The organism is Phyllobacterium sp. YR620 (assembly GCF_900104165.1).
Classification (GTDB): Bacteria; Pseudomonadota; Alphaproteobacteria; order Rhizobiales; family Rhizobiaceae; genus Phyllobacterium; species Phyllobacterium pellucidum.
Genome location: NZ_FNJP01000007.1, coordinates 139513 through 157578 on the forward strand (window position 1 = coordinate 139513; position 18066 = coordinate 157578).

Annotated in this window: 16 protein-coding genes; 4 read left to right on the forward strand and 12 right to left on the reverse strand. The window is 59.1% G+C overall.

The window, feature by feature from the left end:
• Nucleotides 1–101 precede the first annotated feature (101 nt).
• The 3 genes from BLR72_RS20405 to BLR72_RS20415 are packed head-to-tail and all read right to left on the reverse strand — an operon-like array spanning nt 102 to nt 3856.
• Nucleotides 102–1010 carry a LysR family transcriptional regulator gene (locus tag BLR72_RS20405; RefSeq protein ID WP_091951517.1) on the reverse strand — a complete coding sequence of 303 codons (909 nt, stop codon included), beginning with the start codon at nt 1008–1010 and terminating at the stop codon, nt 102–104.
• A gap of 55 nt (nt 1011–1065) precedes the next feature.
• A complete protein-coding gene (locus tag BLR72_RS20410) occupies nt 1066–2649 on the reverse strand; it encodes a DHA2 family efflux MFS transporter permease subunit (RefSeq protein WP_091951519.1) in 1584 nt (527 codons plus the stop codon).
• A 22-nt stretch (nt 2650–2671) separates the two neighbouring features.
• Nucleotides 2672–3856, reverse strand: coding sequence for an HlyD family secretion protein (locus tag BLR72_RS20415; protein WP_091951521.1), 1185 nt, complete (start codon nt 3854–3856; stop codon nt 2672–2674).
• A 133-nt stretch (nt 3857–3989) separates the two neighbouring features.
• On the opposite strand from BLR72_RS20415, the gene BLR72_RS20420 reads away from it, so the two are divergent.
• Nucleotides 3990–4637 (forward strand): TetR/AcrR family transcriptional regulator, encoded by a 648-nt coding sequence (locus tag BLR72_RS20420; protein ID WP_091951523.1) that lies wholly within the window; start codon nt 3990–3992, stop codon nt 4635–4637.
• Nucleotides 4638–4701: 64 nt separating this feature from the next.
• Here BLR72_RS20420 and BLR72_RS20425 read toward each other — a convergent pair whose 3' ends face one another.
• The 6 genes from BLR72_RS20425 to BLR72_RS20450 form a co-directional block, all read right to left on the reverse strand.
• Nucleotides 4702–5640 (reverse strand): GlxA family transcriptional regulator, encoded by a 939-nt coding sequence (locus tag BLR72_RS20425; protein ID WP_091924468.1) that lies wholly within the window; start codon nt 5638–5640, stop codon nt 4702–4704.
• Nucleotides 5641–5801: 161 nt separating this feature from the next.
• Nucleotides 5802–6917 (reverse strand): porin, encoded by a 1116-nt coding sequence (locus BLR72_RS20430; RefSeq protein WP_091951525.1) that lies wholly within the window; start codon nt 6915–6917, stop codon nt 5802–5804.
• 158 nt (nt 6918–7075) lie between these two features.
• Complete coding sequence (locus BLR72_RS20435) at nt 7076–7324, reverse strand: hypothetical protein (protein ID WP_091951527.1); 249 nt, start codon at nt 7322–7324, stop codon at nt 7076–7078.
• The gene (locus tag BLR72_RS20440; RefSeq protein WP_091951529.1) at nt 7324–8559 is read right to left on the reverse strand and encodes an aminomethyl transferase family protein; all 1236 of its coding nucleotides are present in this window, start codon (nt 8557–8559) and stop codon (nt 7324–7326) included. Before BLR72_RS20440 ends, BLR72_RS20435 begins: the two co-directional genes overlap by 1 nt.
• A 4-nt stretch (nt 8560–8563) precedes the next feature.
• On the reverse strand, nt 8564–10132 hold the full coding sequence (locus BLR72_RS20445; protein ID WP_091951531.1) for a phytoene desaturase family protein: 1569 nt from the start codon (nt 10130–10132) through the stop codon (nt 8564–8566).
• A complete protein-coding gene (locus BLR72_RS20450) occupies nt 10119–11738 on the reverse strand; it encodes a phytoene desaturase family protein (RefSeq protein WP_091951532.1) in 1620 nt (539 codons plus the stop codon). The genes BLR72_RS20445 and BLR72_RS20450 overlap by 14 nt, the downstream gene beginning before the upstream one ends.
• A 272-nt stretch (nt 11739–12010) precedes the next feature.
• Between BLR72_RS20450 and BLR72_RS20455 the strand changes: the two genes are divergently transcribed.
• From BLR72_RS20455 to BLR72_RS20465, 3 genes are read left to right on the forward strand one after another with little or no spacing between them, the layout of a single operon-like run.
• Nucleotides 12011–12682, forward strand: a complete 672-nt coding sequence (locus BLR72_RS20455; protein ID WP_244506780.1) for a TetR family transcriptional regulator C-terminal domain-containing protein — start codon at nt 12011–12013, stop codon at nt 12680–12682.
• Nucleotides 12683–12704: 22 nt separating this feature from the next.
• On the forward strand, nt 12705–13784 hold the full coding sequence (locus BLR72_RS20460; RefSeq protein WP_091951537.1) for an extracellular solute-binding protein: 1080 nt from the start codon (nt 12705–12707) through the stop codon (nt 13782–13784).
• Nucleotides 13781–15097, forward strand: coding sequence for a flavin monoamine oxidase family protein (locus tag BLR72_RS20465; protein WP_091951539.1), 1317 nt, complete (start codon nt 13781–13783; stop codon nt 15095–15097). Before BLR72_RS20460 ends, BLR72_RS20465 begins: the two co-directional genes overlap by 4 nt.
• On the opposite strand, the gene BLR72_RS20470 is transcribed toward BLR72_RS20465, so the two are convergent.
• From BLR72_RS20470 to BLR72_RS20480, 3 genes are read right to left on the reverse strand one after another with little or no spacing between them, the layout of a single operon-like run.
• A complete protein-coding gene (locus BLR72_RS20470) occupies nt 15061–16134 on the reverse strand; it encodes an ABC transporter ATP-binding protein (protein WP_091951541.1) in 1074 nt (357 codons plus the stop codon). The genes BLR72_RS20465 and BLR72_RS20470 overlap by 37 nt on opposite strands.
• A 7-nt stretch (nt 16135–16141) precedes the next feature.
• Nucleotides 16142–16963 (reverse strand): ABC transporter permease, encoded by an 822-nt coding sequence (locus BLR72_RS20475; protein ID WP_027232642.1) that lies wholly within the window; start codon nt 16961–16963, stop codon nt 16142–16144.
• Nucleotides 16960–17877 (reverse strand): ABC transporter permease, encoded by a 918-nt coding sequence (locus BLR72_RS20480; RefSeq protein ID WP_091951543.1) that lies wholly within the window; start codon nt 17875–17877, stop codon nt 16960–16962. Before BLR72_RS20480 ends, BLR72_RS20475 begins: the two co-directional genes overlap by 4 nt.
• Nucleotides 17878–18066 lie beyond the last annotated feature (189 nt).

Sequence of the window (18066 nt, forward strand, 5' to 3'; positions counted from 1 at the left end):
TTTGCGAGCCATGTTCCCTGAGAAGAGACTGCCTCTGTTTCGCTGCATTCGCAAATTCATTTACGAGAAGGTAGGTATCGGAAATTCCGATATCGCTAATGTTAACGGGTGCGCCCGCTACGAAGCGCTTCGGCTATGCCGACGAAATCCCGCGCCGCCTGCGGCAGGCTCGAGCCCTTGCGCCAGACCATGCCGACCTGCACGACGGGGAGGGCGCCCGAAACGTCGCGGCTTTCGATGCGGTCGCCTTCCAGTGACCACGGGCGGTACACGAGATCGGGAAGAAGGGCGATGCCAGCACCCGTCGCCACGAGACTGCGCACGGCTTCAACCGAGCGCGTGCGAAAGGCCACGTGCGGACGGGCACCAAGAGCGGTCAAAAGCTTGCCGGTATTCTCCTCGATTTCGTCGACGGTCAGCATGATCAACGGCTCCTTGGCGATATCGTTGATCGAAATGATGTCGGCGCTGACCAGCGGATGCCCGAGGGGCAGCCACAGTCGATAAGGCGAGGTCTCGATAATTTCAGCCTGTAGCGCCATCCGATCGCGCAGGTTGGAGATCACCATCACGGCGACGTCCAGCTCGCCTCCGACGAGCAGATGTTCGAGATAGGAACCATTGTCCTCGATGGCGCTCACTTCGACGCCGGGACTGGCACGGCGAAACCGGGCAAGCAGGTCGGACAGCACATACCCTGCCACCAGGGAGGTGACGCCAAGGTGCAGCTTTCCACCCATGGCTGGCGCATCGTTGGAAAAAGACCGGCGCGCATCGGAAACGTCGGCGAGGATCTTCGTCGCGTGCCGCAGGAACTGGTGCCCGTTATAGGTGATATCAAGCCCGCGCGGATGCCTCTCGAAAAGTTCGACGCCAAGGTCGTTTTCAAGTTCCTTCACTGCTTCGGTGATGGATGACTGCGATATGGAAAGATTCTGCGCGGCGCGGGTGACGGAGCCTTGCTCCGCCACCGCTACAAAATATTGCAGTTGCCGCAGTGTAAATGCCATGCCACGAGTTAATGGCCCTGCGCGCAATTGGCAAGGCGCGAGGTATTGGCAGCCTTCAGTGTGCGCCGGCCGCTGCAGCACCTTTCGGCTTTTCGGCGAACAACAGGGCAATTGCAGCAATAGCAAGCAGGACGCCAATAACCGCAAAGGTGTCGCCGAAGCCGAGGATCAACGCCTGTCGCTTGACAAGCCGGCCAAGGACGACGACGGCCTGTTGGGCGGCCAGGGCGTGATCGGAAACGCCGTGGGCGATGAAATAACCCGTCAACTGGTCGAGACGCTGATGAACCTCGTCGCGGGCCAGAGTCACAGACTGGCCGATGATGTTCGAGTGGAACTGTTCCCGCTTGGTCAGAACGGTTCCGAGCGTTGCCGTACCGACCGCGCCGCCGAGATTGCGCAGCATGTTCGTCAAACCCGATGCTGCGGCGGCGTCGGCAGCGGCGATCCCGGCCGTGGTGATGGCAGTGATCGGTGTTAGGACAAGCGCCTGCCCGATTGCACGAACAATGTTCGGGATCCAGAATTGGTCGCCGGCATTGTCGGGTGAAAGCATGACGTTCATGAAACAGCTGACAGCGAAGATGCTTATGCCGAGAAAGCCGATGTAACGGGCGTCGAAACGCTTCATCAGCATCGGTACCAGCGGGATCAGCAGCAATTGCGGCAGACCGGTCCAGGCAAGCACATTGCCGATCTGCTCGGCATTGTAGCGCTGCACCTGCCCAAGGTATTGGGGCAGGATATAGACGGTGCCGAACAGGGCGACGCCGACCAGAACGTTGACGACGACACCGATGGCGAAGTTGCGCTGCTTCAAGAGGCTGAGTTTCACCAGGGGCTTGTCGACGGTCAATTCAATCCAGATGAAAGTCACCAGAAAGACGACGGCGACAGCGCTGAGCTTCAGGATGAAGGGCGAGGAGAACCAGTCATCCTTGTTGCCTTCTTCGAGCACGGTTTGCAGAGCCGATAGCCCGACAGCCATCGTGAAAATGCCGGCCCAGTCGCCTTCCTTCAGCAGATGAAGCTGCATCGGCGCCTTGTCCAACGTTGCCGCCAGGGCAACCGCCATGACGGCGCTCGGAACCGCGTTTATAAAGAAGATCGTTTGCCAGCCGTAATTCTCGGTAAGGTAGCCGCCGATCGTCGGCCCAATCGCCGGAGCAAAAGTGACGGACAGCGCGAAGAGCGCAAGGCCAACCGGCTGTTGTGCCTTTGGCAGCTTCGTCAGCACCATGGTGAAGGCCATGGGGATAAGCACGCCGCCGGCGAAGCCCTGCAGGCCGCGCATGACTATCATCGAGCCGAGATCATGCGTGAAGGCACAGGCGATCGAAAACAGCGGGAATAATATCGTGTTCACCAGCATGTAGCGGCGAAACGAAAAAACGCTGCTGAAGTAGGCCGTAAGCGGGATGACGACGATTTCGCCGATGAGGTAGGACGTCGAGATCCAGGCGCCGTTATCGACGCCGGTGCCGATGCCGCCTTCGATATCGAGCAGCGATGCATTGGTAATCTGGATGTTGAGGATTGCCATGAACGCGCCGATCATGCCGGCGAGTACGGCTATCCACTCCTTTGTGCTTGCGCGCGGCTGCGGCACGGCTGGGGCGTTGAATGTGACGGCAGACATGACACGATCCTCCTGCCGGCCATCAACGGCTCTGACGCTGGGCAGCGTCGGGCTTGGTGTCGATGCTTGGTTGAACGGACATGCCGGGCCGCAAGTCCCCGGCCGCGGCACTATCGGCATCAAGGACGATCTTCACGGGAATGCGCTGCACGACCTTGGTGAAATTGCCGGTCGCATTGTCCGGCGGCAGGAGCGCAAATTCCTGTCCACTCGCGGGAGCAAGGCTATCGACGTAACCGTGATAGACGCGGTCCGGAAACATATCGACGTCGATATCGACCGCCTGGCCCGCATGGACATCGGTAAGCTGCGTTTCCTTGTAATTGGCAATGACGTAGACCGAAGCTGTCGGCACCACCGTCATGAGCTGCGTTCCAGCCTGGACATATTGTCCGACCCGCAGCGTACGGTTGCCCACGACACCATCGACAGGCGCAATTATCGTGGCATAGGACAGGTTGAGTTCGGCCTGGTGTTGGACAGCAAGATCATGCTCCAAAGCCGCCTTTGCCTGCGCAAGTTCGGCCTTGAGTAGGTCAACCTGCTTGGTCGCAGCGTCCAGGGCAGCGCTATCACGAACGACCGTGGCCTTTGCCGCCGCGATCTGCGAGGCAGCCTGCTGTGCATTCTGGATGTTGCCATAGCCGCTGGTTGCGAGCGTCGCATAACGCTTGTTGTTCTGCTCGGCAAAGATTGCATTGGCCTGATCGACATCGACCGTGGCTCGCGCGGCTGCGATGACCGACTCCTGAATCTCGAGCGAGGCTTGCTTTGCTTCGATCGTCGCCTCGGCGGCAGCGACATCGCCCTTTGCTTGTTCGAGCGCGGTCTTGAAATCGCGATCGTCAATGCGTGCGAGGGGCTGACCGGCCTTCACCGTTTCGTTGTCCTTGACCAGAACTTCGGCGATGTAGCCCGAGATTTTGGGAGCGACCGAACTATTGTCCGCCTTGACATAGGCGTCATCGGTTTCGACGTTGAAACGGCCAACCGTCCAGTAATTGTGGCCGTAATAGACGCTGCCAGCCAGCAGGACGATCGCGGCCGTCCCGAACAGCAGACGTCGGCCGCGTTTTCGCGCCGGCTTTGCGTCGGCCGCGGGTGCCGGCATCACGTCTGGCACGAGTACGGGCCTGCCGGCTTCCGCGGTTGGTGCAGTTTCGGCGGGCTTGGCGACATTATTGTTCAAGGCATGCAGCTTGCTCATTTTTGATCTCCGAATTTACGGGTCGCCGTCACTTCGGGCTGCGGCCTTTGTCGATGATTTCCATTTAGGAAACTTGATGTTTTCCAAAATACGCTCTATAAATGACTTGTCAATGATATTTTGGAAAATGATCATGGTCGTAATTCACAAGATCGAGAAGCGCCCCCGGGGCCGCCCGCAAATCCGTTGCGACGATGATACGAAGAGCCTCATCATCGAAGCTGCCAATGCGCAGTTTCATGAGAGCGGCTACGCCGCTGCGAGCATTAGCGCGATCGCGCAAAACGCCGGCGTTTCCACCAAAACCCTTTACCGGCTTTTTCCCACCAAGGCGGACCTGTTCGCTTGTATGATTTCCGATCGCATCGGTCGCTTTTTCCTTGCGGTCAATCCCGATGCCCACGCAAACGAGGATATGAGAGAAGGCCTTGAACGCATGCTGACTGCCTATGGCATGCTGACGCTCTCGCACGATACGATTGATATTATCCGGCTTGTCATTGGCGAATCCGACCGGTTTCCCGAGCTTGCGGCATCGTTCTACGAGCGGGCAATCGTCAAAACGAATACGGTGATGGAGGCCTGGCTCCGCGATCAGATCAAGCGGGGGCGAATAGCGCTCACCGATCCACATGCCGCGAGCGGTATGCTGCGCGGAATGATGGTGATGGAGCCGCAGCGGGCAGCGATGCTGCGCCAGGAACCCGCGCCGCAGAGCGAAGAAATTGTCGCCCGCGCAAAAATGTGCGCCGAAATCTTTCTCAAGGGTTGCGCAATCTAGCACCTCCAAAGCCCATTCGCTGCGCTCGGAAATTACTGAACCTGAAGCGGCTTTTTGGATCGGCTCAGGCGGACAATCTGGAAATCCGCCGCATGGCCTGCGGAGGCTGGCCGAAAGCGCGTAGAAACGCGCGGCGCATTCGCTCGCGATCGGCAAAGCCGGTCTCATTTGCGATCATATCCATGGAGAGACGGCCTTGCTCCATCAGCAGGCGCGCGGTTTCCACACGCAGATTTTCGACTGCCTTCGCGGGCGACTGACCGGTTTCCGCGCGAAATGCCCGGCTGAACTGGCGCGGACTCAAGTTCGCGGCATCCGCCAGATCCTCGACCGAGAGGTCTGTCTTGAGGTTCTGCTTGGCGAAATCGACAGCCTTCTGGATGCGATCGGATTTCGGATCAAGCTCGAGCAAAGCGGAAAACTGCGACTGGCCCCCGGCACGGCGATGATACACGACAAGTTTTCGAGCGACTGTACGCGCTACCTCAGCACCGAGATCCTTCTCGACCATCGCTAATGCAAGATCGATGCCAGCGGTCATGCCGGCAGAGGTCCAGACCGGGCCATCGATGATGAAAATACGGTCCTCTTCCACCTTCACCCGGGGAAAGCGGTTATGAAGTTCGCGGGCGAAGGCCCAGTGCGTGGTCGCCCGCCGATCATCGAGGATGCCTGCCTCGGCAAGCGTAAAGGCGCCGAGGCATGGCGCTGCAATCCGGCGCGATGTCTGCGTCGATTTCTGCACAAAGTCGAGGAGCCCTGGGGTTGCCGGTTGCAATGACGTCCCCGCACCGAAGATGACCGTGTCAAAGGTCGACTTGCCGAAGGGCTCCGTCTCCACATTGAAGCCGGCCGAGGCACGCACCATCCCGCCCGTCTCTGAGAGCAGGCTAATGGTGTACACCGGCTCGTTGACCGTGAGATTGGCGATCTCGAAAGCAGTGAGCGCAGCAAATCCCATGACTTGAAAGTCAGGGAAGACGACGAAACCAATGGTGTGCATATCGTTGTCCTGAAACTTGGATGTCTTGATATGCAGCATATTACAGTTTTCGGACAAACAACAGGGTTCGCTGACGCTCGCATTCAGGGCGGGAACGCCGGGTTGGCCCCAAGAAAAACGGCCCCAAACGGGACCGTCTCCAATTCATCGACATTCGAGCGTTAGAAGTTGCGCTGGAAACGGATTGTTCCGCCGAGCGCGTCGTCGCCGCCACCATTGGCCTCGGAGAATGCCCGGCGCGCGCCGTCAAACTTCGTGTAGTTGATTTCCGGCGTGATGACCAAGCCCGGGACCAACGTGTATTCGACATTGGCGGCCAGCGCCCAGGTCCCTTCCGATTCATAAGCAGCCTGGCCGTTGAGGTTTGCCTTGTCCGTGAGAGCTGCGGTAACGCCGGCCCAGGCTGCCCAATCGCCTTCCCAAGTGCCGAACCAGTTGCGATTGTTGGGATCGACGTCGCCCGTATCCGGGTCGAAATTGTCATCATAGTCCGACTGGTAGCCGCCCATGACGAAAGCTGAGAACGTCTCGCTGAACTTTACATCAAGGCGCAACTTGCCCGCAAACTCCTCGAGGTTGGAATCATAGCCGGCGACGCCGGAAATGCCGCCCCAGTTCTGTTCCCATTTTGCGCCTGCCAGGACATGCGGCACATAATCTTCAATGACGTAGTTGCCGCCGAGACCGGTGACGTCACCCTGGCCCTGTTCGGCGCCGATCATGGCGGAGAATCCGTTGCCGCCCGTAAACGTATAGCTGACCTGATTGCTCTCGCCGGACTGATAGTTGATCACATCGTCATTGATGATGTTGCCGGCATAGTTGGCCCATGAACCGAAGAGTTCGTCGGCCGTGCCGATGCGAAAGCCACCGAGTTCGATGAAGGCCTGGGAAAGCGTCGCGCCGATATCCGATCCGTTTTCAAACTCGACACGTGTTTCCGCATAGGAACGCAAGGTGCCGAGTTCGGTTTCGGAACGGGCATCAAACCGAATTTCGGCACGTGTCTTCTTGTACCAGGTTTCGTTGTCGTCGGGGCCGACACTGGTGCCGTCATATGGATCATCGCCGCCGGCGGCATCGTAGCGGACATAGCCGTCGATCTTCAGGCAGGTCTCGGTTCCAGGTATATAGAAAAACCCGGCGCCATAGGCGTCGCAAACGCGGACATATTCGACCGGTTCCGGTTCGGCGACCACGACAGCATCGGCGGCATAGGCGCCCGATGCACTTATGAGGGCGGCGGCTGAGCCGAGAAGCAAGCTCTTTATATTCATGCGAAAGTTCCCCTTTCCGTCAGTCCTGGTCCCAGAGTGTCAGTTGCCCCGTGACGAACTCCCGTCACGGAAGTATTTCGATATGCTTGATGAATGCAATTGCCTTGTCTCGGTTTGAACGCCTCTTGCTTGATATTTCTTGGTTAGTAACATTAATACTACTCGTATACTTCATTGAGCCTGTTGAGCCAGGCGATGCCTACATGCTGGGATTTCAGAACGGCAATCGGGTCTTCACCATCCATCCGCGCGCAAATCCGGTATATCTCGAGGGCCTCATCGCTCAATTCACCGCGTTTGTTGAAATACATGGCGGCAGCGTAGCGGGCGCGGCCTGACCATTTCTGTCCGAGCGGCGTATTGAGCAGGGCAAATTGCTCGCGGGCTTCCTCGCCAGACCCATGCATCAGAAATCCCCGGGCGGATTGGCCGTGCGCCGGTCGAGCTTGATGAACGGCCTCGCCACGACCTTGGCCCGCTTCATCATCTTTTCGTAGCGCAGTTCGCGCATCGCATAGATCTCGACCCAAAGATCCTCGGTGACCGTGTCGCCATAGGGCCGTTCGAGACTCGCGATCGCAATATTGCGCTTGGCAAGGGGTGACCAGATGGCGGCACTGACAAGACCGACTTCGCGCTTGCCCTTGTGATAGACGATTGCTTGTTCTGCCGGGATGTTGCCTTCGATCTCCAGCCCAACGAGAGCGTGGCGCAACTGCTTCTTGATGCGCGCCCGCTCGATTGCCCTGCGGCCGTTGAAATGGCCCTTCTTCAAGTCGATCATGAACCCGAGGCCGATCTCGTCCGGCATGCGCGTGCGATCAGCGCGCAGCGCGTGGTCGGCGGTGATGAAGTCGGCATTGGCAACGATCAAGCCCGCTTCGATGCGGGCACGATTGAGCGCCGCATAGCCTATCGCTCGAAGGCCCCGCCGCTCGCCGGCACGGAAAAGCCGGTCCCAAAGGCTGAGCGCCGCCTTTGCCTCGATGAAGAGTTCGTAGCCAAGATCGCCCGTGAATCCCGTGCGCGATATGGTGACAGTACCGGTCTCATGGGCGAACCCGGCAAGATCAAAAACCTTGAGCGCTTCGACCCCTTCGAAACCCGCGTCGCGCAACACGGCGAACGAAGCAGGGCCCTGCAAGGCCAGTGCCGCCACCGCTTCCGTCTCCTCGGCAACGGTGACATAGAAGCCGATCGCGCTATCGAGGAGCCAAGGCAAGTGTCGCTCCTGACAGCACAGGCGGAACCGGTTTTGAGACAGCCGGAAAAGAGTGCCATCGTCCAGCACATGTCCCTCGTCGTCGCACCAGGCGGTATAGTGAACGCGCCCCGGCTTGAGCCTGGTCAAATCGCGCAACGTCAGGCGATCGAGATAGGCCTCCGCATCCGGGCCATCGATGCGATATTTCACCATGGGCGAAATATCGAACAATGCGGCCTGGCTGCGGATCGCGAAATATTCGAGTTCCTCGTCCCAAAGCGACATGGGCGCCTTGTAGCCGCCCCAGGCGTACCATTCCTCGCTCTGCATCAGGGCTTCAAGGCGCGGCTGGAAAGGCGTTGTAATCAGCGGCTTGCGAAAATGGCCCTGCTTGCGCGTGCGGGCTGGCAAGAGCTTGCTCAAAGGTGCGTGTTCCATGGTCTCAGCCCTTCATTGCAATGATGCGGCGTGCGGCGTTGAGGCCCGGAACTCCGGATATGCCGCCGCCCGGATGCGAGCCTGCACCGGCGAGGTAAAGCCCGTCGATGGGGGTGTCGTAACCCTCGGCCCCGAAGACGGGACGCGATATCAGCATCTGGTCAGCCTGCAATTCGCCATGGTGCCAATGACCGCCGGGAATACGATAGCGCTGTTCGATATCAACCGGGGTCAGCAGTTCGGCATGGCGGATCGAGCGGCCGATGCCAGGGGCGTATCGCTCCAGTTGCGCGATGATGGCCGTCTGGAGTTTTGGCTTGCCAGTGGCCCAGCCCTCTTTCAGGGCGTAGGGCGCATACTGCACAATCGCCGACAATGTGCAGGCACCCTCCGGTGCGAGCGCGGCGTCGCCGAGGCTTGGTAAGGTGATTTCCATGACCGGCTCGGGCGAAAACTCACCGTATTTAGACGGGTTGAAAGAACGCTCGACATGATCGACCGAAGGAGCAATGACGAGACGGCCGCGATGGCCGGCTTCATCGACGCCGAGAAACTGTGGCAATTCGTCGAGTGCAAGGTGGAGTTTCGCGGCATTGCCGTGGGTGCGAATATTGCTGACGCGGCGAATGAAGCCCGTATCGAGATTGGGGGTTCCCACGAGATTGAGGAAAGTCGTCTTCGCGCTGATCGCCGAGACAACCGTATCGGCGCGCAGGATTTCGCCGTTTTCGAGGACCGCCCCGACGGCCTTTCCGCGTTCGACCAATATGCCGCCGACCGGCGCATTGGAACGTACGCGCACGCCGGCTTTCTCTGCGGCAGAACGAATTGCGGCGATGACAGCATCAGCCCCACCTGCAGCGCCGACCTGGGCGCCCGAGGCGCCGGCTACTTCGCCTGTCAATCGATAGTAGAGCCCGAGCAGCGAGGTGGGAGAGCGCGGACCAAGGTGGCTGCCGAGCGTAGCGTCGAAGGCGAGGAGGCCCTTCAGCCGGTCATCCTCTAGATGCTCATCGAGCACGTCCGACACGTTCATCAGCAGCATGCGCAGGAAGTCCCGCATCCCCTCCTTGCCAAGCCGTTTCAACGAAACGCCGAGCATTGCGAGGGCGGCGGTTTCCGACAATGCCATATTGCCGCGAAGGTCGGGAGGACGGCGGATCAGCATCGGCTTCAGGATCCCGGCGAACTGCAAAAGCTGTTCGCGCAATCCCCACCACGCAGCCGTTTCGGCGGGCGCAGTACCTTGAACGCCTTCGCCATAGGCGCCGGACAGCACAAGCGGTTGCCCCGTGGCAGAAAGCGCAATGCTTGGCATGAAGTCGCTCTGCGCAACGCGCAGGCCGTTGCGTTCGAGCTCCAGCGAACTCACCACTTCGGGATGGAGACGGTTGATGACATGGGCAAGGGTGGAGACGGAAAACCCAGGTGCGAATTCCTCGGTCCGCGTGCCGCCCCCGGCATCGCTTCCTGCCTCAAGGACCAGCACCTTGCGCCCCGATCGGCCAAGCGTTGCTGCTGCGACCAGTCCATTATGGCCGCCGCCGATTACGATTGCATCAAATGACGTCATGGGCAGGGCTCATATGTTTGGTGCCGCGCTTCAGGTCGCGGAGGATTTCGGCTGCAGCATTTCGTCCGGGGGCGCCCATCACGCCGCCGCCCGGATGGGTCGACGAACCGCACATGTAAAGACCGCCAATCGGAGACCGGTACTGCGCGTATCCAGGCACCGGTCGATTGAAGAGCAATTGGTCGAAGGTGAGTTCACCCTGGAAGATATTACCTTCGGTCAGGCCGACTTCCGCTTCGATCTCACGCGGGGTACGGATTTCCATGTGCACGATGCGATCGCGAAACCCTGGCGAATAGTCGGCGATCTGCGCGATGACCGTTTCGCCAAAGGCGTCCCGGTCGGCATCGGTCCATTCCCGGCCCTCGACCTTGGGCGGACAGTACTGCACGAAGCAGCTCATGAAATGCTTGCCGGGCGGCGCCATGGTGGGGTCCAGCGTCGTCGGAATGACCATGTCGAGGAACGGATCGGCCGACCAGCGTCCGGCTTTCCAGTCGTCATAGCCACGTTCCATACGCTCGACAGTGTCGGTAAAGTGCATGTCGCCGCGATAGACGGGAGAGTCCTTCGGCAATGCCGGAAATTCCAGCATGGAGTCGAGGGCTATATTCACCTTGCCTGACGATCCGCGCATCTTGAAGTTCTTCACGCGGCGCAGGAACGGGGAGGGGAGTTCCTTTTCTTCCACAAGCTTCAGGAAGGTTCGTTTGACGTCGGCATTGGAGATAACCATCTTGCCGTGAATTTCGTCGCCATTGGCGAGGACGATTCCTTTGGCTATGCCATTGCGGACGAGCACCCGGTCCACCTCGGCTCCGGTGCGGATTGTACCGCCGGAGGCTTCGAACGACGCGGCGAGCGCTTTAGTGACTGCTCCCATGCCGCCGCGCGCATAACCCCAGGCGCCGACCGAACCATCGACTTCCCCCATATAGTGGTGCAGGAGCACATAGGCCGTGCCGGGCGACATAGGACCAAGCGCGGTTCCTATGATACCTGACAGGGCGAAATTCGCCTTGATCACGTCGGTTTCGAAATATTCGTCGAGGAAGTCCGAAATCGACATCGTCCAGAAACGCAGCGTGTCCGCCATCTCCTTCGCTCCAAGACCTGAGAATTTCTTGGCGAGAAACATGAGTTCGGAAATGTCGCGGGGGCGAAGGCTCGTCGGATCGGCAGCCGTGCGCATCAAGAGCGGCTGAATGAACCGGCACTGGCGGGTGACATCGCGGGCATAGCGGTCATAGGCCTCGGCGTCGCGCGGCGAAAAGCGGGCAAACTCGCGCCGATGCGCATTGTGATCACGGTAATTGGCAAGATAATCGCCGTCCTGAGTGAAGACCGCGCCGCCTTCGTACGAAATGACCTGAAGTCCGAAGCGGGGTAGCTCGAGATCGCGCATGATCTCCGGGCGGAACAGCGAACACACGTATGAACAATTGGAGTAGAGGTAGCCGGGCGTCAGCGAACGGCTCGTCGCGGCGCCGCCGATCCAGTCGTTCTTTTCGACGACCAGCACATCGAGGCCGGCGCGCTGCAGGTAGCAGGCATTTACGAGGCCGTTATGCCCGGCGCCGATGACAATTGCATCCCAGCTTTTCATGCGATTTCGTTCCACTTATTTTCTTATTGCATAATTTCATACGGAAAATTGCCTTCTGTCCAGCGGATATTGAATGAATGTTCAACAAATTTGATTGCGTTTTGGAGACAGTCGGTTAATCTCTGCCCGATCGCATGGATCGCGACGATAGCTACCTTGGAGTTCCTGGCGCCCAATATGATGCAGACCAAGCTTGACAATGCATCCCATCGCTTCACTCATCCGTTGACCGGGTGCAGCTGCAAGCCGGCGCGATGCAGGAAGGGTCAAGAATGAAGGTCACACCAATCAAGGAAGCAGAGCCAGGCAAACGCGGCCGAAAGGCCTCGAAGGAGACGCGGCAGCATCAGCTCATCGAGGCGACGATCGATTCGCTGGCCAAGCGCGGCTATTCGGAAACAACGATGGCGGATGTTGCCGATGGTGCGGGCCTGTCGCGCGGCATTGTCAACTTCCACTTCGAGAGCAAGGAAAAACTCCTCGTCGCGACCCTGCAATACATGTCCGAGGAATATGCGGTTCACTGGCGCAATGCGCTCGCCAAGGGAGGGGACGACCCGGCCCGGCAATTGGCGAGCGTCGTTGCCGCCGATTTCGATCGTGCGATCTGCAACAAGCGCAAGCTTGCCGCCTGGTGCGCCTTCTGGGGCGAGGCCAAGTCTCGGCCAACTTATCAGAGTCTCTGCGGCGCACGTGATGAGGACTACCAGAATGTCATCATCGATATCTGCACGGCACTGAAGTCGAGCGGAGACTATGACTTCGATCCGATCTCTGCGGCGCTGGCATTGAGCGCAATGCTGGAAGGCCTGTGGTTGCGACTGCTGATGGGAACGGAAAATGTCACGCGCGCGACTGCCTATGCGGCGGCATGCGATCACCTCGTTTCGGTGTTTCCGAAGCACTTTTCCAGGGAAGAGCTGCGCGCAAGAAAAATTGCCTAACAATCAAAATGGGGAATGAACCATGACAGGACTTGGCAGAAGCGTAAGCGTATTTTTGGGAATAGCCGCACTTTCGGCAACGGCGGCGACAATCGCCCTTGCGGCCGACGGCGATCTGATCGTCTTCGACTGGGCGGGCTATGAAGAGCCGTCTTTCCATCCGGGATACACTGCCAAGAATGGCGATTCGCCGACCTTCGCGTTCTTCGGCGACGAGGACGAGGCGTTCGAGAAGGTTCGTTCAGGCTTCAAGGCCGATCTCGGTCATCCATGCTCGCAAAGCGTCGCCAAATGGCGTGATGCCGGCCTGCTGCAGCCACTCGACACATCAAAGATTGCCGGCTGGAATGATCTCCTTCCCGACATCATGGCCATGAACGACCTGGCCACCACCGCCGACGGCCAGGCATGGTTCATGCCATGGGACTGGGGCAATACCTCGCTCACCTATAATACCGAGAAGGTGGATGCAAAGGACGTTCAATCGCTCAAGGCCTTTGCCGATCCGAAGTTCAAGGGGCGCGTATCAATCGACGACAATGTCGACGATGCCTATGCCCTCGCCAGCCTGGCCATCGGCCTCCACGACTGGACGAAAATGACCGATGAACAGTTCAAGGAAGCGTCAGACTTCCTCCGCGCCGTGCACAAGAACGTCCGGCTCTACTGGACTGACACGACCGAGATCGTACAGGCCATGGGCGGCGGTGAGGTCGATCTTGCCTGGGCATGGAATGATGCGGCGACCCAGCTCAGCATGAATGGCACGCCAGTCGCACGCAAGCCCGATACTGATGAAGGCATCTCGACATGGGTCTGCGGCTATGTCCGCTTCAAGGATGCACCGGGCTCCGAGCAAAAGGCTTACGATTTTCTCAATGCGGTAAATGACCCGGCCATTGCCAATTACATGGTCAAGGATTGGGGTTACGGCATGGCCAACGGTAAGGGCATGGCTTCCGTCGATCCGAAACTCCTCGAAGAAAAGGGCTATGCGAACGACCAGGAAACGACGAAGAACGTTCTGTTCCAATCGCCGCTTCCCAACGAGCTCAAGGCGAAGATGATTGCCGAGTTCGAGAAGATCAAGGCAGGCTATTGAACCCAAAGGTCACAGAGACCGATGTCGTCGTCGTGGGGGCCGGCTTTGCCGGTCTTTCCGCCGCCCGCGAATTGCAGAGCGCCGGCGTCGATTACGTTGTTCTGGAGGCACGTGACCGCGTCGGGGGTCGGGTCGAGGCCAAGAGCAACGGGCTCGGAGAATTGTTTGACGTCGGCGGCCAGTTCTTCTGCGAGGACATGAAGGAAATCACCGGCCTCGCTCGAACCTACGGCAAGACGTTTCTCGAGCCGCCAAAGGGCGGCGATACGATGGCCCAACCTCCGCCGCATGGCCGGCATGATGCAGCGCATATTTCTTCAGGTTCCGCAGCCATTCGCCGCCGCTTGCGCCAGCTCGATCCGCGCGATCCGTCGCTCGCTGGCCTGAGCGTGGCAGAATGGGTGCAGTGCCAGGGCGACCCACCGGACGCAAAATTAATGTTCCTGTCGCTCGTTGAAGGCCTGTGGTGCCGCGCGGCCGAGGGCATGCCGTTCTGGTTCCTTGTCGATAATGATGAGCGGATCACCAACAAGGTCTCGGAGCTTCAGTATTTTCTGAAGGAGTCGATGCATTCGCTCGCCGCAGACCTTGGCAGGGAACTGGGGAGCAGATTGAAGCTGGGGTACGCGGTCGAGCGGATCGTACGGCAGGGATCGGGTTTTGAGGTGGATACGGCGCGCCAGCGCTTCGCTACGCAGCACGTCATTCTCACTGTCCCGCCGACCATGGTGCGCAAGATAGCGTTTGAACCGACGCTACCCGGACCGATCTCCCACGCTCTTGCTGCCTGGAAGAGTGGGACCGTGGCCAAGCTGCTGCTTCGCTACAGAACGCCATTCTGGCGCACTGCAAATTTGAGCGGAAGCGTGATTTTCCTGGAACCACATGGACTGTTCGCCTGCGACATCAGTCAGGATCAGGAACATCCCACCCTCGTCCTGTTCGTCGGCGGACGCTGCGCCGTTGAATGGCCTGCCTTGGGAGAAAATGGTCTGAGGGATGAAGTGCTGTTGCGGCTGAGCAGGGCCCTTGGACCGGAGACAGGCAAGCCGCTGGACATCCTTATAAGGAACTGGTCGCATGATGCGTGGAGCGGTGGCGGTTATTCCGATGTCATTGACGTTGGAACATCCGACACTGAAACGGAGAATGTGCTGAGACAAGGCTTGCCGGGTATCACCTTCGGCGCATCCGAACTTTCGCTGTCCTTTCCCGGCTACATCGAAGGCGCGATTATCGCCGGCAGGTCAGCTGCCGCCCAAGCCATCGTTTCGCTTCAGTCCGCAAGCGCGACGAGCGCATCCGGATCGTAGGCCAGCCTGATCGGCGCGCCGACAGGAATATCGTCCGCGCCGAAATTATTCGTCTCGGTGACGGACAGGGGCTTTTCGAAGCCGGGGATCTCGATGACCAGGTGCGTGATTTCCCCGAAATAGTGCCGGTCCACCACCTTCCCCGCCACCTCATGCTTGTCGGTTGCGTCGTCCCACAGGACACGCAGCCGTTCCGGGCGAATGCCGAGCGTCGCCGCATTGCCGTTGCGCGCAAACGCGACCGGCTTGTCGGTCTTGACGCGCCCGAACACCGGGGTATCGAGCGTGATGGTGCTGCCATTTTCTTCGATGATGTTGGCCTTGACGAAATTCATGCCGCCAAGAAAATCCGCGACCTGGCAGTTGGTAGGCCGCTGGTAGATTTCCTTCGGCGTCGCCACCTGTGCAATCCGGCCACCGAACATGACGGCGATGCGATCGGACATCGCGAGCGCCTCATACTGGTCGTGGGTGACGAGGATGAAGGTAATGCCCACCGCCTGCTGCAGCCGGCGCAACTCCACCTGCATCTGCTCACGCAGTTTCTTGTCGAGCGCAGAGAGCGGCTCGTCGAGGAGCAGCACCTTTGGCCGCATGACGAGCGCCCGCGCGAGCGCAACGCGTTGCCGCTGGCCGCCGGAAAGTTCGGTGGCGCCGCGTTTGCCGAGCCCACCGAGCGAAACCTGTGCAAGCGCTTCCTCGACGCGCCGCTTTTCTTCGGAAGGATCGAGACGGAGCCGCTTCAGGCCATAGCTGACATTTTGCTCGACGTTCAGATGCGGAAAGATCGCGTAGCTCTGGAATACCATGTTGGTCGGCCGTCGATTGGCCGGGATCCCGTCCATTGGCTGGCCGTCGACGGAGATCGTGCCACTCGTCGGCGCATCGAAACCGGCTATCATGCGCAGCAAGGTGGTCTTACCGCAGCCGGACGGTCCGAGCAGTGAAAAGAATTCGCCCTCGCGGATAGAGAGCGATGTCTCGTCGAGCGCCTTGAAGGCGCCGTAGCTGCGCGTCACGCGCGAGATTTCGATCATCGTACGTTCAGGCAATCAAGCCTCCCATGTTCTGGGTGCGGCGGCTGGCACGGCGGCGCACAATTTCGGCAATGGTCAGTAGAATGACGGAGGCGATCAGCAGCAGCGTACCGAGCGCAAGAACGCCTGGCAGCTTGGCGGCGAATCTGAGCTGGCCCCAGATATAGACCGGTAGCGTTGCATCGGTCCCGGTGAGGAAAAACGCCATGATGAATTCATCGAGTGATATGGTAAAGGAGACGAGCAGGCTCGAAATGATCGCCGGGGCGACCATCGGCAAGGTAACGCGGCGGAATGTGCCGAAGGGCGATTCCCCGAGATCGGCAGATGCTTCCTCAAGGCTTCTGTCGAAGCCCTCGAACCCGGAGGTGAGAACGCTGAGCGAATAGGGAATGCAGATCAGCACATGTCCGAACACCACTGTGATCAAGGACAGATTAAGCCCAAGCTGCAGCATGACCAGCAGCATGGAAACGGCAATGATGATTTCCGGCAGGACAAGCGGCGCCATGAGCAGGCCGTTAATGCTGCGGCGGGCAGGAAAGCGATAGCGCGTGATCGCCCGCGCCGCGCAAATGCCGAACATCGTGGCGAGAAGTGAAGCCGAAACTGCGACCATGAGGCTGTTCCAAGCGGCGTCCGTCAGGGCAGGGGTCGTGGCGAGGTCGCGGTACCATTTGAGCGTATAGCCGCTGAGCGGGAATTTCGGCGTCGCTGCCGTGTTGATGGAGAAGATCGGCAGGAAGATCACCGGCAAATAGAGGAAGCCGATATAGAGCACGGCATAGGCTGTCAGCCAGCTCGGGAGCATTTTACGCAAAGCCGTCATCTTATGCGCCTCGCGGCCGTGCGGATGGTGAGGACGACGGCCGCAGCAATTGCCGTCACAACCGCCATGGTTGTAACCGAAAGCGCGGCGCCGAGTGGCCAGTTCGCAGCCTTGCCGAACTGTGCCTGGATGGCATTGGCGATCATCACGCCGTCCTTGCCGCCGACGAGCTTCGGTGTCACGAAATCGCCGACGGTCGGGATCATCACGATGAGTACCGCCGAAATGATGCCGGGCGCTGAAAGCGGCAATGTTATGCGCAGGAAGCGCCGCACCGGACCATCGCCGAGATCGGTCGCGGCCTCGATCAGCGTGCGGTCGATCTTTTCCAGCGACACGAAGATCGGCAAGACCGCAAACGTCGCCCATGCATGGGTAAGCGTGATGACCACTGCACTCGTATTGTAAAGAAAAGCATCCGACGGCTGGTCGGTGATGCCGAGCCCCATGAGGGTGGCGTTGAGGACGCCGTTATAGCCAAGGATGACCTTCCACGACATGACGCGCAGCAAATAGCTGGTCCAGAACGGGATGGTGATCAGGAACAGCCACAGCCCCTTGTGCCTGCCGCCATGAAAGGAGATGAAAAAGGCGATGGGGTAGGCGAGGACCACCGTGAAAAAGCTGACCAGAAGCGAGATCCACAGCGATCGCATGAGAAGATCGCGGTATATCGGATCCGTCAGTGCAGTCCGGTAGTTTTCGAGGGTGAAGGTTCTGTCGACAACCAGATAGTGCTGGGTCCAAAAGCTGTTGGCGATGACGAGAAGTATCGGCACCACGAGGAAGATCAGCGCGTAGATGAGTGTCGGACTAATGAGGCCGAGGCCCGTCGCAGATTCGGATTGCAGCCAGTTTCTTTTTCGGCCTCGTTCAGGAGGCATGGCGACAATTGTTTCTGCAGGTACCGTCATTGGCACGGTCCATACAGATTGAACAGATTACAACAACAATGAAGCATTCTATCCCATTCCGAAATGTGGCGCGTTCCCGTTAGTCGCCATCTTTCCTCCATCATGCGCTCAATCTACCGTTGAAATCAAGAACTATTTCTGACATATTGATTGAACGAACATTCAATATATTCGAGAAATATGTTTTAT

What these genes read in the sequence shown, in the direction of transcription:
- BLR72_RS20420 (WP_091951523.1), top strand. Translation starts at nt 3,990, where the DNA reads ATGGTCGTAATTCACAAGATCGAGAAGCGCCCCCGGGGCCGCCCGCAA.
- BLR72_RS20410 (WP_091951519.1), bottom strand. Translation starts at nt 2,649, where the DNA reads ATGTCTGCCGTCACATTCAACGCCCCAGCCGTGCCGCAGCCGCGCGCA.
- BLR72_RS20445 (WP_091951531.1), bottom strand. Translation starts at nt 10,132, where the DNA reads ATGACGTCATTTGATGCAATCGTAATCGGCGGCGGCCATAATGGACTG.
- BLR72_RS20480 (WP_091951543.1), bottom strand. Translation starts at nt 17,877, where the DNA reads ATGACGGTACCTGCAGAAACAATTGTCGCCATGCCTCCTGAACGAGGC.
- BLR72_RS20415 (WP_091951521.1), bottom strand. Translation starts at nt 3,856, where the DNA reads ATGAGCAAGCTGCATGCCTTGAACAATAATGTCGCCAAGCCCGCCGAA.
- BLR72_RS20455 (WP_244506780.1), top strand. Translation starts at nt 12,011, where the DNA reads ATGAAGGTCACACCAATCAAGGAAGCAGAGCCAGGCAAACGCGGCCGA.
- BLR72_RS20475 (WP_027232642.1), bottom strand. Translation starts at nt 16,963, where the DNA reads ATGACGGCTTTGCGTAAAATGCTCCCGAGCTGGCTGACAGCCTATGCC.
- BLR72_RS20470 (WP_091951541.1), bottom strand. Translation starts at nt 16,134, where the DNA reads ATGATCGAAATCTCGCGCGTGACGCGCAGCTACGGCGCCTTCAAGGCG.
- BLR72_RS20435 (WP_091951527.1), bottom strand. Translation starts at nt 7,324, where the DNA reads ATGCATGGGTCTGGCGAGGAAGCCCGCGAGCAATTTGCCCTGCTCAAT.
- BLR72_RS20430 (WP_091951525.1), bottom strand. Translation starts at nt 6,917, where the DNA reads ATGAATATAAAGAGCTTGCTTCTCGGCTCAGCCGCCGCCCTCATAAGT.
- BLR72_RS20460 (WP_091951537.1), top strand. Translation starts at nt 12,705, where the DNA reads ATGACAGGACTTGGCAGAAGCGTAAGCGTATTTTTGGGAATAGCCGCA.
- BLR72_RS20425 (WP_091924468.1), bottom strand. Translation starts at nt 5,640, where the DNA reads ATGCACACCATTGGTTTCGTCGTCTTCCCTGACTTTCAAGTCATGGGA.
- BLR72_RS20450 (WP_091951532.1), bottom strand. Translation starts at nt 11,738, where the DNA reads ATGAAAAGCTGGGATGCAATTGTCATCGGCGCCGGGCATAACGGCCTC.
- BLR72_RS20440 (WP_091951529.1), bottom strand. Translation starts at nt 8,559, where the DNA reads ATGGAACACGCACCTTTGAGCAAGCTCTTGCCAGCCCGCACGCGCAAG.
- BLR72_RS20405 (WP_091951517.1), bottom strand. Translation starts at nt 1,010, where the DNA reads ATGGCATTTACACTGCGGCAACTGCAATATTTTGTAGCGGTGGCGGAG.